This window comes from Petrotoga sp. 9T1HF07.CasAA.8.2 (assembly GCF_002895585.1).
Lineage (GTDB): Bacteria > Thermotogota > Thermotogae > Petrotogales > Petrotogaceae > Petrotoga > Petrotoga mobilis.
This window is the reverse complement of sequence record NZ_AZRI01000001.1, coordinates 16289-32292: the sequence shown is the minus strand read 5'-3', so window position 1 is coordinate 32292 and position 16004 is coordinate 16289. Positions and strand designations below refer to the sequence as shown.

The following is a 16004-nucleotide window of genomic DNA, read 5'->3' as shown; positions in this document are numbered from 1 at the left end:
GGTGGGCAGCGGGGCGAAGGGGCGCTATTTATAAAGTTTTAAAATTTCTAAAAACTGTAATTCAACTAAAAGAGGAGGAGATACCCATGGAGCATATAGTAAAGTTTAACATTGGAGAAGAAGAGATTGAAATAACTGATTTAACCCCTTTTCCAATCTTGCTTTGTGAGTTCTTGTACGAAGGAGATTTTGAGTTAATGAAGGCTGACTTAAAAAACAACTCAAAATTTATTGAAGAAGCAAAGAAAATCGAAAAACTTGTTGAACACTTACCCGGTTTAACCTCCAACTTTGTGATTTATCCTTTCGTCCTTTCCGAATTTTTGGCTTATTTTTCCGAGTTCCAAATCAATTACTCCGACCTAGTACATATATCTTTGAATGGACTATTCGATACCGTCTTATTGGAAGCAGATAAAAAGAACTTTGAGTTCGTGAAAGACGTCGTAGATTTTATACTCAAAATTGATCCAAGTTTCGCTCCAGCCTACGAATTAATGGGCTCAGTTTTAGTAGAAAAAGGCGAAATGGAAGAGGGGGAAGAGTATCTAGAAAAAGCTGTTAAATTAGACCCTTGGAATATAGCTGCTTTATCAGAATTAGGTGAACTATACTTTAATTTAGGCGAATACGAAAAAGCAGCTGAAATTTGGAAAAAAGAAATAGAACTTTCACCCAACAATTATGTAACTTACTTCATGATTGCCGATGCTTACATGCAAAAAGGGGATTATGAAAAAGCCGCCCACATTTTAGAAAAATTCCTTAATAGGTTCCCGAACAGCGTATTGGGTAAGTATGAGTTATCCACTATTTATGAAAAATTATCGAGAACTACAGAAGCCAATGAACTCAAAGAGGAAATTCTCAATACGACACCTGAATATTCAACCGACATAGAAGTTTGGGCTAAAGTAATGTTTGAAAACGGTAAATATAAAGAAGTTCAAAACTTCTTAGAAAAATATATAGACCAAGATAAAGAAAATGAACACTTTAAATTGTTATTGGTTATCCCCTACTTAAAGGTTAAGAAATTCGAAGAAGCCAAAAGTATATACCAAGAAATAAAAGATAAATACATGTGGTACATCTATGGACTTGAAGAAATTCTGAATAAAAATTTGACTAAAGAGGAAATGGAAGTAATAGAAAAGGTGTAAAAAACACTGAAAAAGAATAAAAAGGTCCTAATTATCGTTTTATCTTATATAGTTGTAAATATGTTTGTCATAATTACCTCTTTTAACTGGCAAAATTTGCTTTTTGCTAATAGTCTTTTGTATATAGGGTTATATGATTATTTCACCTTTATCATTCCTGATCTAGGAATAGTAGTTATTTTGGCAATTGCTTTACTAAACTTTGATTACTTTAATCTTATTTTTACCATCATCACCTTTTTAATTACCTTTTATTATTGGCGAAATGGGAAAATGGGTTTTGGAGACGTGAAATTTCTATCAGTCCTCTCTCTTCTTATTGGTATTTATATATTACCCGTAATAATTATCAGCATAATCCTAATTATTTTATCGAACACAAAAAAGAAAGTCACCAAGGTTCCACTAGGTTTCTATGTAATGTTGAGTACATTCATTTTATATATTTTTAGGGGGGCTTATTATATTTTATGATATTTTCACATCTTTTATAGAAATTCCAGGTATTTTTATCTCACTCTGCATAATATTTTTAATCATCCAGCTAATAAGAAGGAAAAAACTATCTTTTTCTCTTTTAACGCTAAGTATTGTAATCTATATATTTTCTTCTGGATGGTTTGCAAAAATAATTGTTTTACCGTTGGAAAATAGATATCCTCCTGTGAATGTTTCTCAGTTGGATGATACTCAAGAAAAAGGGGTAATAGTTGTACTTGGAGGCGGAATAATTCCTGAAACCCCAAGGGAAGGATCCGGAGAGTTATCTGATAGCGCTATGAAAAGGGTTTATGAAGGTTTCTTACTTTACAAAAATTTACAGATTCCTATTGTTGTAACTGGCGGGAAACTCCTAGGCACGGAGATACCAGAAGCTCAAATAATGAAAGAAGAATTGCTAAAAATGGGAGTCAAACCAAACGATATTTATGTAGAACCACTTGCCAAAAACACAAAGCAAAATGCGGAATTTACGCTTACACTATTGGAAAGCGATGAAGTACAAAAAATATATTTAATCACAAGTGCAATACATTTACCAAGGGCTATGAATTATTTCAAAAGTTATACAAACATAGATGTTGTTCCCGTTCCCACAGATTATAAGATTTCCCGAGAAGAATTGAAATGGTATGATTTCTTACCGGATATGAGATTCTTAGAAGCAACTTCTTCTGCATGGCATGAATATTTGGGATTAGTCAAATTCAAAATTAGTGGGTAAAAATTTAGAGCAGGGAAGATTGCAGAACGAAAACTCTTTTATCCTTATAAGTTTGACTGCAGGGTCTAAGGGACCTGGGGTCCCTTAGAAGGGTGGGGAGCAAGGTGCAGGGCCTTTAAATTATATATTAGAAACAAGATTTTGATCTTTAAAGGGTTATAGGGCGGAGCCCTCCATCCCCCCGCCGGGTCTAAGGGACCGCAGGTCCCTTCCTTAAAAGGGCGGGCTGCAGGGCGAAGCCCTTGTGCTGTTCTGTGCAAAAAGCTTTTTTGCTGATTTGTGCAAAACGTTTTTATAATGCTTTAGAAACAATTTCCATATTCTCATTTGCGAAGCAAATGATGTTACGCGAATTTGGGGTTTTTAAGGGGCTTGCCCTTTTGCAGTCTTGTGCAAAAAACTTTTATTAAACAAAATTAGGTTTTGGGGTTTTTAAGGGGCTTGCCCCTTAACGCCTGGGTCCAAGGGACCGCAGGTCCCTTCCTAAAAACGGGCGGGGAGCGGGGCGAAGGGGCGCTATATAGAAAAGGAGGCTAAAAAAATGTTGGAAAACAACAAAACACCTTACGATTTTACCAATTATATAGTAAACGCATTAAAATTATCTCCTTCAAACACAGCAATATTATGTGTTGATTGTCAAAACGGATTTACCGAAAGATGCCCTAAAGAACTTCCAGTAAGTGGAACAACCGAAGAGTGGATCGATCAGGTAAACGAATTTTTGACTTTAATGAAAGAGAGAAATTTTAAGATTTTTGCCAGTATGGATGATCACCCTGAAAATCACATCTCTTTTGAAAAATGGCCCCCTCACTGTATAAAAGGTACCTTTGGGAATCAACTATTTATAAATACTTACGACTTCGTTATAAAAAAAGGTATAGAAATAGATGGAGATAGCTATTCAGCATTTTACAAAGACATTGAAAGAAAAATTGAATCAGAATTAGACGAACTTCTGAGAAAGCATAAGATAGAAAATTTAGTGATTTTAGGCTTAGCAGGAGACGTATGCGTAATAGCAACGATAGAAGACGCGTTAAAACATGGATTTAGAGTATTCCCAATAAGCCAATATATAAAAGCTGTGAACAAAAAGGATATTAAAGAAATAGTAGAAGAAAAATTCGGTAAAATAATAATCTAATTTAAAAAAATACGGGGAAAAACCCCGTATTTTTTGGTCGGAGCGACTGGATTTGAACCAGCGACCTTCAACACCCCATGCTGACGCGCTACCAACTGCGCTACGCTCCGGTTTACTTCAGAAAAATTATATCATATTTTCGAAAGATCGTCAAATTTTTAGGAAACATTCCTCTTTTTCAATTGATAAGGTATCAATAGATAAAATATTCCAAGTATGCTAGTTATTATTCCAAACACAAAGAACAAACTTTTCAATGAAAAAAATGTTGCCATTATCCCTGCAAAAGCATAAGAAAAAGGTCTCAGCGAATTATCTATCGTTGATCGCAACGCAAAAACCCGTCCCCTTGTGTTTTCAGGGGTAATTCTTTGAATCAAAAGATTTTCATTGATATTTCCTATCTCAGTCATAACACCCAACATCAACAAGGCAATCAAGACGTATATATAACTGTTAACTATACCAAGAGAAGCCAGAAATACTCCTGCCAAAACGGAGGATAGCATCAGTGCCAGGTACTTCATTTTTATCTCTTTAATTGATGATAGAACGAGGGCGGTTATAAAAGAGCCTGCGCCCAACATCGTTTGCATAATTCCATATTCACCAGGACCTACTTTCAGTATCTCACTAGCCAATACAGGTAGGAAAACGAATATCGTGGTTCCAAAAAAATCATCTAATGTCTCTAAGGTTATTAACCCTTTAAGTTGAACATTGGACCATATCACTTTGAAACCTTCTTTTATATCTGAAAAAATCATCCCATTTTTTTCAGCTTCCTCTTCTTTTCTGCCTTTTTCTTCTGCTTTAATGAACATTTCAGAGACTGCCGAGAAAATAAAAGTCAACCCATCGATTAAAATTGCCCATTTTATTCCCACTAAAGACACAATCACACCACCAATAGCCATCCCAATAAGTTGAGAAAGTCTATCTGTCATTGAAATCATGGCATTAGCTTGAGAAAGCTCATCATCGTTTACCATAATCGGGATTAACGACAACAAAGCAGGACCAAATAAAGTACCACAGATCTGTAATCCAAAAATGGTTATTATCAATACCCAAATTTGATAGAAATATGTTCCAAAGAAAATACCAAGTAAAATAAGGATTCCACCACTTATTAAATCTGTTATCACAAGAATATTTTTCTTTTTCCATCTATCTGCCCAAACACCTGCAAAAGGAGAAAAAATAATATTCGTAACAGCAACAGTACTTAAAACAGCACTAACTGCACCCACCCCGCCTATCTCAGCTGCAGCCGACCAAAGAATAGCGATAATAAAAATAGCAGATCCGACGCTGGATACTAGTCTACCGAAGAACAAAAGTAGAAAATTACGGTTTTTTATTAAAAGATGTAACCCTCCAGTTGATTTTGACATTTTATCTCCCCCTTTAAGATTTTTGAATATCATAATAAATATTCTACAAAGATTATAATATATTACTTTAAAAAAGTCAAGTATTTTATTAAAATTTTTAAAGTAATGCCGTAATTTAAATAAAAAAGTAACTCCCGCATGCTACTTCGGGAGTTATCTATTAAGAGAAGATATTATTCCAATTCTTCAAACCTTGTTTCAAGCTTTTTTAATACTCCTGGAAGGGTAGTATATTCCATCTCTTCAGGTGGAAGCCTGTGTGGTTCGAAGGGACCTTGTACCCTTAGGTAATCTGCTAATTCCAAAGCTTTTTTCCGAGAGAGGTCAAAAGCAGGATCATCAAACAAATCTATGGGACCGATAAAATTACCGTGACTTATCTGGAAGCCAGCTGCAATTACACGAGGTGGCCCATCAAATCGTGTACATTGAGCATCTTTGAAAGAAACGGGCATTAAAGGACCATTATGTGAACCACGCATCCAGCCGCTGACTAAATAAGGTACGCTAAAGGGTTCTAAGACCTCTCCCAAAGCTGGTAAGCCTGATTGCGCTCTTACCAACGCTACTGGATCGTCTTTCCCTACATATTTTTCTGCGATAAAGAATAGCTTTTCTGTGCTTACTACTACAGCGGGTTCATCTTTAGGTAGCGGGCTGGAATCTTTGGGAAAAACCCTTTTTATAACATATTTGCTTTTTGCACCTATCAAAGATAATAAAAGATACAAATCTTCTGGACATTTGAGAAAAATTCTTTTTCTTTCTTTTATATTCCATACTTCAAATATAAATCCATCAATTAGCAAAGGGTCAATAATTAATCCTGCGGTATTGAATGGATCTGCAAAAATTTTGTAAATGGGAAAGTTAAAAGAACCTGGTTCTGTTTTATCCATCATAAATGCAACTAAAGTTTCAGACCCACGTTCTGTAAATTCCATTTCTGCTATGCCTGGCCCCATTCCTTTAATATTTCCGCTGAAAGCGTCTGATAGCAGATCTTGACCGGCACCGTGTAACTTTAACTCTTTAGCAATCTTCGTTGCTGCTTCAAACGTTTCCCAAGCAAGTTTATGAATTTCTTCAGAATCAATCCCCTTACGATGACTCATAAGTAGTTGTAAATCATCGCCTACGTGTAAAACTCTGTAATCTACCAACAATCCTTTTTCTTTTGCCTCCGCCAAACACTCAGAGGCCTTTTCTTTAAGTTTGGGATGTACAGTCGAATGACCTGGAATTCCTCCAACATCTGCTTTTATTAAACTTACAGAAACTTTTTCCATCTTGTTATCACCTCCACCAGTAATTTATTAATGATATTTAGAAACTCTAAAACTTTATATGTAATTCTCCACTACTCTGCACCCCCAACTATATTTTCCCAACTTGCAAGTTAATTATATGTGAATAAAATTGTTTAGTCAAAGACGATTATTCCTGTTTATAGCCGATTATAACTTTTTAGAGGCGATCCTGGGCAGTATGAAAAAAATTTCATTGAAATCACTTTTGTAATAAAAGTCCAACAAATTTCAAAAACTTGAAAATCAGTTTTGTAAAAACTAAAAAATATTATAAAATAAGACATAGAAAGAAACATTGAGTATTTTCTTTTTTGTAAGAAAGGTGAATGCAAGATGGGTTCTTTTTTATGGGTTCTAGAATCAACGGAAAAATACAGATTTCCTTATAGGGTAACTATCCGAGAAGAAGAAAAAATAATATTATCACTATTTGTCCAGGACAAATGGCCAGGTGCTGGTAAGCATATTTTTTGCATGAGAGACACGGAAGACCCGTCGAGCAATTACCAAGTGATTGAAAAAGTTCCGATTATATCGTTAAATCGTTATGGAAAAAGGTTGTCGGTAGTTCTTGACAGAGCACAAAACAAAAGATGCGACTTCCTCTTTTTAAAAAAGAAGTATAAGAATAAAGAAGGAGAATACGAACAGATATTTTGGAGAACGGAACAAGGGCTAAAAGAACATCGCCCTAAAGTTAAATTAACAGCAAAAGGGGATCATCATCTTCATATATTGATCGACATAAATGAAAGATATCCATGGAAATTTGCCAATTGCAACGTTGAAAGAGCTCAGCTCAAAGCCGGCGATTATGCCTTACTAAGTGAAAGCGGGATAATAGCGGTTGCTGAAAGAAAAACCTTTACCAATTTTATTGGAGATATTGGAAATTTGCCTCTTTTACACATGAAGCTTGGTGAATTGGCTAAGTACAAACATTCTGCTTTCGTTGTTGAAGCAAATTACTCCGATTTTTTGAATCCAACTAAGCTGAAGGCGTACACACCATCCTATTTATCTAAAGTTTTAGCAGAAATTTTTGCTTATCATCCTGGGTTTCAAATAATATTCGCTGGAAACAGAAAATTGGCAAATGAATGGACTTTACGTTTCTTTCAAGCTGTCATGTCACATGAAAAGGATAACATCCCCACAATAGTTTCAGAAGTGGCATCTAAATATGAAACTAAAAAAGATTTTACCGGCGGCATATACTACGATATAAGAAGAGAAATACTTGAAAATCGTGAAGATACTTTCACTATAGATGAACTTAGAAAAAAATCCCCATTAACTTCTGACACTAAGATCAGAAAAGTGTTGAACGATCTCAGAAAAGAAGGTTATATAGAAAATTTTGGCAAAGGCAAAAAAAGTGTGTGGAAAAAGATATAGATTAATGATGTTATTGCAAAGAGGCTAAACGGAGGACTAAAAACAGGCGCTTTTGTATTCAAATATTACTAAAATAAGAGGAGAGATATCATGAAGATAGCATTAGGGATAAAAGGGAACAGTGTAAACAACACACATTTTGGAATGTCTGAGAAATATAGAATATATGAATTAGAGAATGACATGCTGAATTTCGTTGAGGAAAGAATAAACGATAAATTTACTCAACACAAACACTCAGAAGTTGAAGATATAATGGAAATCCTTTCTGATTGCAATGTTTGGGTAGCAAAGTCTATGGGGAAAAAATCTAAAGAAGTAATTATAAAATCGGGATATACTCCCCTTATAATTAACTCTGACTCAATACAAGAAGCCGAAAATGAGATTGTGAAAGCATTAGACCACCAAAGTTTCTTATGACTATAATCAAAATAAATCGAAGAGAAAAGAGATGGGATAATAATTTATGAATAAAGAAAGCGATCTCTATCCATCTAATAACATTCACGAATTTGTGAAATCAATGTCAGATCTAACGTTTATAACAAACGCACCCAATCAAACCCTCAAAGATAGATTTGAACAGTTAATAAAGGATTGTCAATCCTTCGATTGTTTAGTTGCATACTTTTATATAAGTGGATTTCATCTTATATATAAATGGCTAGAAAAAACTGAAAAAATCAAAATACTAATTGGAATTGGAACTAGTAAAGAAACTTACGATTTAATAAATACACCAGGAAATCAAATTCTGTCACATTCAGAAACGAAACAAGAGGTTGAAAAGATGGTAGAAAGTGAGATGAGTGATTCAGAAGATAACCAAAATGTTGAAGAAGGGGTTCAAAAGTTTGTTGAATGGATAAAAGATGGAAAATTAGAAATAAAGGCTTACCCCTCACAAAATATTCATGCAAAATTATACATTATGACTTTCAAAGAGGGAGACAGAGATGTAGGAAGGGTTATCACTGGCTCAAGCAATTTTACACAATCTGGACTGCTGGATAACCTTGAATTCAACGTCGAGTTAAAGAACCGTTCAGATTACGAGTTTGCAAAACGGCAATTTGAGGAGCTATGGAAAGAAGCTGTAGATGTCAGTGAAAAATATATACAAACAATAAGCGAAAGAACCTGGCTCAATCAAACAATCACCCCATACGAGCTGTATCTCAAATTCCTATATGAGTATTTTAAAGAAGAACTAAGTAAAAGCGATGAAATCTTCTCTCAATATTTTCCTGAAAATTTCAAAACTTTTGAATACCAAAAGCAAGCTGTTATAAATGCGAAAAGGATATTAGAAGAATACGGTGGAGTTTTTATTTCTGACGTAGTAGGTCTCGGGAAAACCTACATCAGTGCGATGTTAGCAGGACAGCTTGATGGTAGAACCCTTGTTATAGCTCCACCAGCTCTACTTAATAAAAACAATCCCGGTTCCTGGCAAAATGTTTTCTCAGATTTTCATCTACCAGCTAATTTTGTATCAATTGGCAAAATTGACGAGGCTAAAAGGCTTATAGAACAAAGAGAATATAAAAATATAATCATTGACGAAGCACATCGTTTCAGAAATGAGGCGAATATCAATTATGAAAAAATAGCCGAAATTGCTCGTGGAAAAAGAGTTATCTTAGTATCTGCCACTCCCTACAACAATTCACCTAAGGATCTTCTCTCACTCATCAAACTCTTCCAGAATACCAAAAAAAGCAATATTCCAGGCGTTACTAATCTAGAAGAGTTCTTTGGAAGACTTGAGGGTAAGTTAAAAAAGGTTGACCGTCAAAAAGATTACAACAAATTCTTAGAAATTACAAAAAGTAATGCAAAAGAAATCCGCGAAAAAGTATTAAAATATCTAATGGTTAGAAGGACAAGAAGGGAAATCGAAAAATACTTTGCAGAAGATTTAAAGAAAAACAAAATAAAATTCCCGCAAGTAGAAGATCCCAAACCGTTCTATTATCAATTAAATGACCATGAAGACAGCATCTTCATGGAAAGTATCAGGCTAATAACCCAAGAGTTCAAATATGCCCGTTATACACCCTTGCTCTATTTAAAAAAAGGTATAAATTCCCAGCAAGAACAATCCCAAAAAAATATGGTTGGTTTTATGAAAGTTCTACTAGTAAAACGCCTTGAAAGTAGCTTCTATTCATTTAAAAAAAGCATAGAACGATTCATCCACTACTATGAAATGTTTATTAAAGAATATAGAGAAGGAAGAGTATACATAAGCAAAAAGTACATAAACAAAATCTTCGAACTATCCGAAGCTGAAGATGATGAAACGATTCAGAAACTTATAGAAGAAGGAAAAGCCGAAAAGTACGAAAGTAAAGATTTTAACCCAGAATTTGAAAAAGATCTCAACAAAGATCTTGAAATTCTAAGAGAAATAAGAACAATGTGGCAGTCTATAAAAAGGGACCCGAAACTTGAAACCCTACTTGAAAATTTGAAAAACCACAATATCTTGAAAAATAAGAAAATAATTATCTTTACAGAGTCAAAAGAGACTGCAGAGTATTTGAGTGAAAATATAAATAATTCTTTAGGTAACATTGCCCTTGTTTTTCATGGAAATTCACCAGAAGCAATTAAAGAGATAGTAATAGAAAATTTCGACGCAAGGGCAAAAAACCAAAAAGATGATTATAAAATACTCATTTCCACTGAAGTACTTTCTGAAGGCGTTAACCTACACAGGTCAAACATTGTAATCAACTATGACATACCATGGAACCCGACAAGGTTGATGCAAAGGGTAGGGAGAATAAACCGTATAGACACCCCGTTTAACAAAATTTATACATTTAACTTTTTCCCAACCAAACAAGCTGATTCCCAAATAGAGTTAACAACCATAGCTCGTTCAAAAATCGAAGCATTTTTAACATTGCTAGGTGGAGACACCTCGATTCTCACCGAAGGAGAACCTGTCTCTTCTCACGAATTATTTAACAAATTACTCTCAAAGGATACTATTGAACCAGAAGAAGAGAAAGAAAGCGAACTCAAGTATTTAAGATTAATTGAAGATATCCAAAAAAATAATCCCGAACTTTTTGAAAAAGTAAAGCAACTACCAAAGAAAGCTCGTTCTGCAAAGGTACTTTCTGAACCGCTCAAAGACATAGCTCTTCCTCAATCCCTAATCACGTTTTTCAGAAAAGGTAAATTAATGAAATTCTATCTATCGAATACAAGCAAACCAGCGAAAGAGACAGACTTTTTAACCGCCGCAAAGATTTTTGAAAGTACACCTAATGAAAAAAGAACGAATATTCTAACTCAACATTACTATGAACTATTAGATAAAAATAAAAGCACATTCTATGACGCAACCATCGAAGAAATCATCGTTGACACCCGCCAGAGAGGTTCTAAAAATGAAATCGAACTTCTCAAAATCTTAAAAGTGACCCAAAAAAACGCAAAACAACTCACAGAAGAACAGGAAGAATATCTTGATCAAATTATAACCAAGATTGAAGAAGGCGGTATACCAAAACAAACAGTGAAAAAAACTCTCACTGCACTAAACAAGATATCCAAAGAGATACAAAATCCGTTAAAAGTTATTGGTGTTTTACAAAGTGAAATCTCACCAACCTTCCTTAAAAGCCACTATGCACAAACTGCTGCTGTAACAGAAGGTAAAAGAGAAGTAATATTATCACTGTATTTAGGAGAGGATAATGATGAATAGAGAACAAGCCAGAAATCTCGTAGTTAAAATTTTCGAAAATCCTTTCAATAAAGACGACTTTTTACTTTTCCTTAAAAATCTCTTGAAATCCTTTGAAGAGAAACCTTTTGTCTACAGAGGTAGCTATATTCCCCATGCATTTGAACCTTACATAAGTTCATTAGAAAGAATCGGTAAGTATTCATATGATGGCAAAGAAATCGATTTACTCATCGTGCAGTTAAAAAAAGAAACCTCACTTGAGCGAGCTAGAGCCATGCAAAGAAACTTCATAGCTTGGTACTTAAAAGGCTCAAGAGGTGGGAAATTAAAAGATGCTGCTCTGGTTGCTTTTGTCTCACCAGAGAACCAAGATTGGAGATTTTCGCTAGTTAAGATGGATTATAGCTTTGACCTAAAAATTCCTGGGAAGGTCAAAGCCAAAGAAGAATTCACACCTGCAAAAAGATGGTCTTTCCTCGTTGGTAAAAATGAAAATAGCCATACTGCTCAAAGCAGGTTTATCCCAATACTAATGAACGATGAATACAAACCAACCCTTGAAGATTTAGAAGAAGCATTCAACGTCGAAATAGTAACAGATGAATTTTTCCAAAAATACAGAGATCTTTTTATTAAAACTAAACTAGAACTTGATAATATTGTCAAGCAGAATCCAGAAGTAAAACAAGAATTTCAAGCAAAAAATATAAGCACCGTTGACTTTACCAAAAAACTCTTATCTCAAATTACTTTCCTTTACTTCCTGCAAAAGAAAGGCTGGTTCGGGGTTAAAAAAGGTCAACCCTGGGGGACAGGCCAAAAGGATTTCATGAGAAAATTGTTCAACAAAGAATTTGGAGATTATCAGAATTTCTACAACGACATCCTTGAACCTCTCTTTTTCGAAGCATTACGAACCGACAGAAGCGATGCTGACCATTACTTTAGCAGATTTGACTGCAAATTACCATTTTTAAATGGTGGATTGTTTGATCCCATAAATAATTATAATTGGGTAGAAATCGACATAATGATCCCTGATTCTCTTTTTTCAAACACAGATAATACGAAAGAAGTAGATCAAGGAGACGGTATACTCGATATCTTCGATAGATTCAACTTCACTGTAAACGAAGAAGAACCACTCGAAAAAGAAGTTGCCCTGGACCCAGAACTTCTTGGTAAAATCTACGAAAAACTAAATGCCATAAGAGAAGATAACTTCGAAGAATATAGAAAAGTTTTGAAATCAGGTAAAAAAAGTTTAGAAACAAAATTCAACAAAGAATACGGCGTCTATTACACACCAAGAGAGATAGTTCATTACATGTGTCAAGAAAGTTTGATAAGTTATCTTGAAACAGAAATGCATGGTAAAGTTTTAAGAAAAGCGTTAGAAAAGTTTGTAGAAAAAGCTGATTCAGTTACTGAAATAGAAGCTATCGCCCTTGAAAAAAAAGAAAGAATCCAAGCAGGTGATCAGAAAACAACACGTTATGAAACTCAAATTCCTGAAATTATAAGGCGAAACGCAAAAGAATTAGACCAATTACTCGCAAACATAAAAGTACTGGATCCAGCAGTTGGCTCAGGCGCTTTTCCAATCGGAATGATGCATGAGATAGTAAAAATGAGAAAGCTGCTTTCCATTTATCTTGACAAAGAGGAAAAGACTTATAATTTTAAGCGATCTTGCATTGAAAACTCACTCTATGGAGTCGACATAGATAACGGGGCAGTTGAAATATGCAAATTAAGATTTTGGTTATCAATGATCGTGGATGAAGAAGATTTTCACAATATAAAACCACTACCCAATCTTGATTATAAAGTAGTTAAAGGAGATTCATTACTTAAAATAGAGAAAAAGCTTTTAAACTTTCAGCTTTTCGATGACTTAGAAAAAACAAAACCCTTGCTTTTTAGCGAGACTAGTCCTTCCAAAAAGCAAGATTACAAAAAGCAGATTGACGAACTCTTCAGCAAAATCACCAATGGCAATACTGAATTTGATATTGAAGTTTATTTCTCAGAAGTGTTTCATCAAAACGGCGGTTTTGATGTTGTAATTGCTAATCCTCCGTATATTCAACTCCAAAAAAATGGAGGTAAACTTGCAAAGCTTTATGAAAAACTAAATTATGAAACCTTTGCCCGAACGGGAGATATTTACACGCTGTTTTACGAAAGAGGTATACAACTGCTAAAAGATAACGGCTTACTTTGCTTTATTACCTCTAACAAATGGATGCGTGCAGGATATGGAGAAAAACTAAGAAACTTTTTCGCCAGGTACAACCCACAAATACTAATTGACTTAGGCCCTGGCATCTTCGAAACAGCCACAGTAGACACTAATATACTATTAATTCAAAAAAAGCCTAACGAGAAAAATCTGAACGCTGTAACTTTACAAAGGGAAAACCACGAACCTATAGACATAAAGGCAGAATTAAAAAAACGCGGTGTTATACTTACTGACCTCACAAAAGATGCATGGTTTATTGGCTCAGCTACAGAACAAAAGCTCAAGGAAAAGATAGAACAAATAGGTAAGCCTTTAAAAGAATGGGATGTAAAAATTTATTATGGAATAAAAACTGGACTCAACGAAGCATTTATTATTGACAGCCAAAAGCGGGAAGAAATTTTGAACAATTGCAGGGACGAAGAAGAACGCCGCCGCACCGAAGCCGTTATAAAACCAATACTTCGAGGCAGGGATATCAAGCGTTACTATTACGAATGGGCAGGATTGTGGGTGATAGGAACATTTCCAGCATTACGATTAAACATTGATGATTACCCTTCTTTGAAAAAATATTTTCTTGACCACTTTGATATTCGACAACTAGAACAATCGGGCAAAAAATATCCAGAATTAGGCTTCAATGCCCGCAAAAGAACAGGCAATAAATGGTTTGAAACTCAAGATCAAATTGCTTACTACCAAGAGTTTGAGAAAGAGAAGGTGGTGTGGCAAAGAATAACGCAAGAACCGACTTTTTGTTTGGTGGGAGCAAACATTTTTACATTGGATAGCATGGCTTTTTTTACAGGAAGCCATCTTAAATATATAATGGCAATCTTAAATTCAAAATTAATTTATAAATATGTTCAAATGATTGTTCATCAATATGGTTTTACGGGTTTTAGGTTATCTAACCAATACGTTGAGATTATGCCCATTCCCCCAATCACTCAATCCAATCAAACCATAGTCCAGCAGATAGAAAAGTTGGTAGATAAAATCCTTTCCTCCAAAAAGGAGAATCCTCTTGCGGATACCAGCCAATGGGAGCAGGAGATAGATAGACTGGTGTATAAGCTATATGAGTTAACGAAGGAAGAAGTTGGGGTGATAGAGAATGGAAAATGAAAGGAGAAGAGAATGAAAATAGAAAAGTTATCAACTATAAAAAATCTTGGTATTTATAATAATTTTACCTGGGACGATGAATGTCCAGAATTCAAACAATTTAATTTCTTTTATGGTTGGAATTATTCGGGAAAAACTTCTCTTTCAAGAGTATTTAGATGTTTGGAAGAAAAAGAGTTACACCATGACTACCCTAATTTAAAATTTACCCTGCAAACTGATAATGGAAATATTTCCGAAAAAAGTGTTGGTAATGAATATCCAATTCGTGTCTTTAATGAAGATTTTGTTCTTGAAAATTTTAAATGGAATGACGAAACCCAACGCATTAATCCCGTATTAATACTGGGTAAAGAATCAATAGAATTACAAGAAAAACTAACCAAAAAAGAAGAGGAAAAGAAATCATTGGAAGATAATAACGAAAAACTTGAACTAGAGTTAAATACTAAGGAGAAAGGCTTAAAAAATAGTTTAACTGCCAAAGCCCGTGAAATAAGAAACATATTAGGAATTACTAATCAAAAGGAATTTGATAAAAATGTATTAGAAAATAAAATTGAGAAAATTAACAAAAATATTAATCAATATATTTTAGATGACGAACAAAAATTACTTAGAATTTATAGAAATCAAACAAAATATGTGAATATTTCATTATTAAATATAAATCTGAAAATTAACTATCTTTATAACGAAACCAAAAATATCTGTGAAAGGCAAATAACAGCACAGCAGATAATAAAAAAGCTTAGAGACAATCCAGAATTAAACCGGTGGGTCAGAAATGGTATAGACCTTCACAGAAATGAGGAATATTGTCAATTTTGCGGAAATAAATTACCCGATGATTTATTTGAAAGATTGAATAAACATTTTTCGGAAGAATACGATAAATTAATAAAGGATTTAAACGATTGTGAAAAGAGAATTAAAGAACATAAAAATATTATAAATAAAACACAGTTTACAGATAAGGAAAGATTTTATCCTGATTTTTCGAAAAATTATGAAAAAAAGATAGAGGATCTAAAGGTTAAAATTGAGGAATATGGAAATGTATTAGATAATTTGCTTGAAAAACTGCAAGAAAAAATAGAGAAACCCTTTGAAAGAATTACTTTTGACTTACAATTATCAGACATTGAAATCGTTATACGAGATCTTATTGATAAGACTAATAAAATTATGGTTCTCTTCCAAAAAGTGTGGGTAGAAAAAATGAAACATGAACAAATGATTAAATAATCTGGTATCATGTAAGAAAACA

11 protein-coding genes and 1 tRNA gene are annotated in these 16004 nt (G+C 34.1%); 9 read left to right on the top strand and 3 right to left on the bottom strand.

All coding sequences use genetic code 11. The features are described from left to right. The first annotated feature begins 86 nt into the window (after window positions 1-86). From X925_RS00130 to X925_RS00115, 4 genes are all read left to right on the top strand, one after another. Entirely contained in the window at window positions 87-1163 is a 1077-nt protein-coding gene (locus X925_RS00130; protein WP_012209341.1) for a tetratricopeptide repeat protein, read from the top strand. A gap of 60 nt (window positions 1164-1223) precedes the next feature. Then, window positions 1224-1637, top strand: coding sequence for a prepilin peptidase (locus X925_RS10575; RefSeq protein ID WP_103065212.1), 414 nt, complete (start codon window positions 1224-1226; stop codon window positions 1635-1637). A gap of 205 nt (window positions 1638-1842) precedes the next feature. After that, a complete protein-coding gene (locus X925_RS00120; RefSeq protein WP_158245194.1) occupies window positions 1843-2388 on the top strand; it encodes a YdcF family protein in 546 nt (181 codons plus the stop codon). A 541-nt stretch (window positions 2389-2929) separates the two neighbouring features. Next, on the top strand, window positions 2930-3538 hold the full coding sequence (locus X925_RS00115) for an isochorismatase family protein (RefSeq protein ID WP_103065210.1): 609 nt from the start codon (window positions 2930-2932) through the stop codon (window positions 3536-3538). A 34-nt stretch (window positions 3539-3572) separates the two neighbouring features. On the opposite strand, the gene X925_RS00110 is transcribed toward X925_RS00115, so the two are convergent. The 3 genes from X925_RS00110 to fbp all read right to left on the bottom strand — a co-directional run bounded on the left by X925_RS00110 (window position 3573) and on the right by fbp (window position 6224). Next, window positions 3573-3648: transfer RNA gene (locus X925_RS00110), tRNA-Pro, on the bottom strand. A gap of 48 nt (window positions 3649-3696) precedes the next feature. Next, window positions 3697-4935 (bottom strand): MFS transporter, encoded by a 1239-nt coding sequence (locus X925_RS00105; RefSeq protein ID WP_121958794.1) that lies wholly within the window; start codon window positions 4933-4935, stop codon window positions 3697-3699. A gap of 173 nt (window positions 4936-5108) precedes the next feature. Beyond that, window positions 5109-6224 (bottom strand): fructose-1,6-bisphosphate aldolase/phosphatase, encoded by a 1116-nt coding sequence (gene fbp, locus X925_RS00100; RefSeq protein ID WP_012209337.1) that lies wholly within the window; start codon window positions 6222-6224, stop codon window positions 5109-5111. Window positions 6225-6578: 354 nt separating this feature from the next. On the opposite strand from fbp, the gene X925_RS00095 reads away from it, so the two are divergent. From X925_RS00095 to X925_RS00075, 5 genes are all read left to right on the top strand, one after another. Further along, window positions 6579-7643 carry an ERCC4 domain-containing protein gene (locus X925_RS00095; protein ID WP_103065208.1) on the top strand — a complete coding sequence of 355 codons (1065 nt, stop codon included), beginning with the start codon at window positions 6579-6581 and terminating at the stop codon, window positions 7641-7643. Between the two features lie 90 nt (window positions 7644-7733). After that, window positions 7734-8066: a NifB/NifX family molybdenum-iron cluster-binding protein gene (locus X925_RS00090; protein WP_103065207.1), complete on the top strand. Its 333-nt coding sequence runs from the start codon at window positions 7734-7736 to the stop codon at window positions 8064-8066. 46 nt (window positions 8067-8112) lie between these two features. Further along, window positions 8113-11373 carry a helicase-related protein gene (locus X925_RS00085; RefSeq protein WP_103065206.1) on the top strand — a complete coding sequence of 1087 codons (3261 nt, stop codon included), beginning with the start codon at window positions 8113-8115 and terminating at the stop codon, window positions 11371-11373. Further along, window positions 11366-14734, top strand: a complete 3369-nt coding sequence (locus X925_RS00080; protein WP_121958793.1) for an N-6 DNA methylase — start codon at window positions 11366-11368, stop codon at window positions 14732-14734. The genes X925_RS00085 and X925_RS00080 overlap by 8 nt, the downstream gene beginning before the upstream one ends. A gap of 12 nt (window positions 14735-14746) precedes the next feature. Beyond that, entirely contained in the window at window positions 14747-15982 is a 1236-nt protein-coding gene (locus X925_RS00075; RefSeq protein WP_103065204.1) for an AAA family ATPase, read from the top strand. The last annotated feature ends 22 nt before the right edge of the window (window positions 15983-16004 follow it).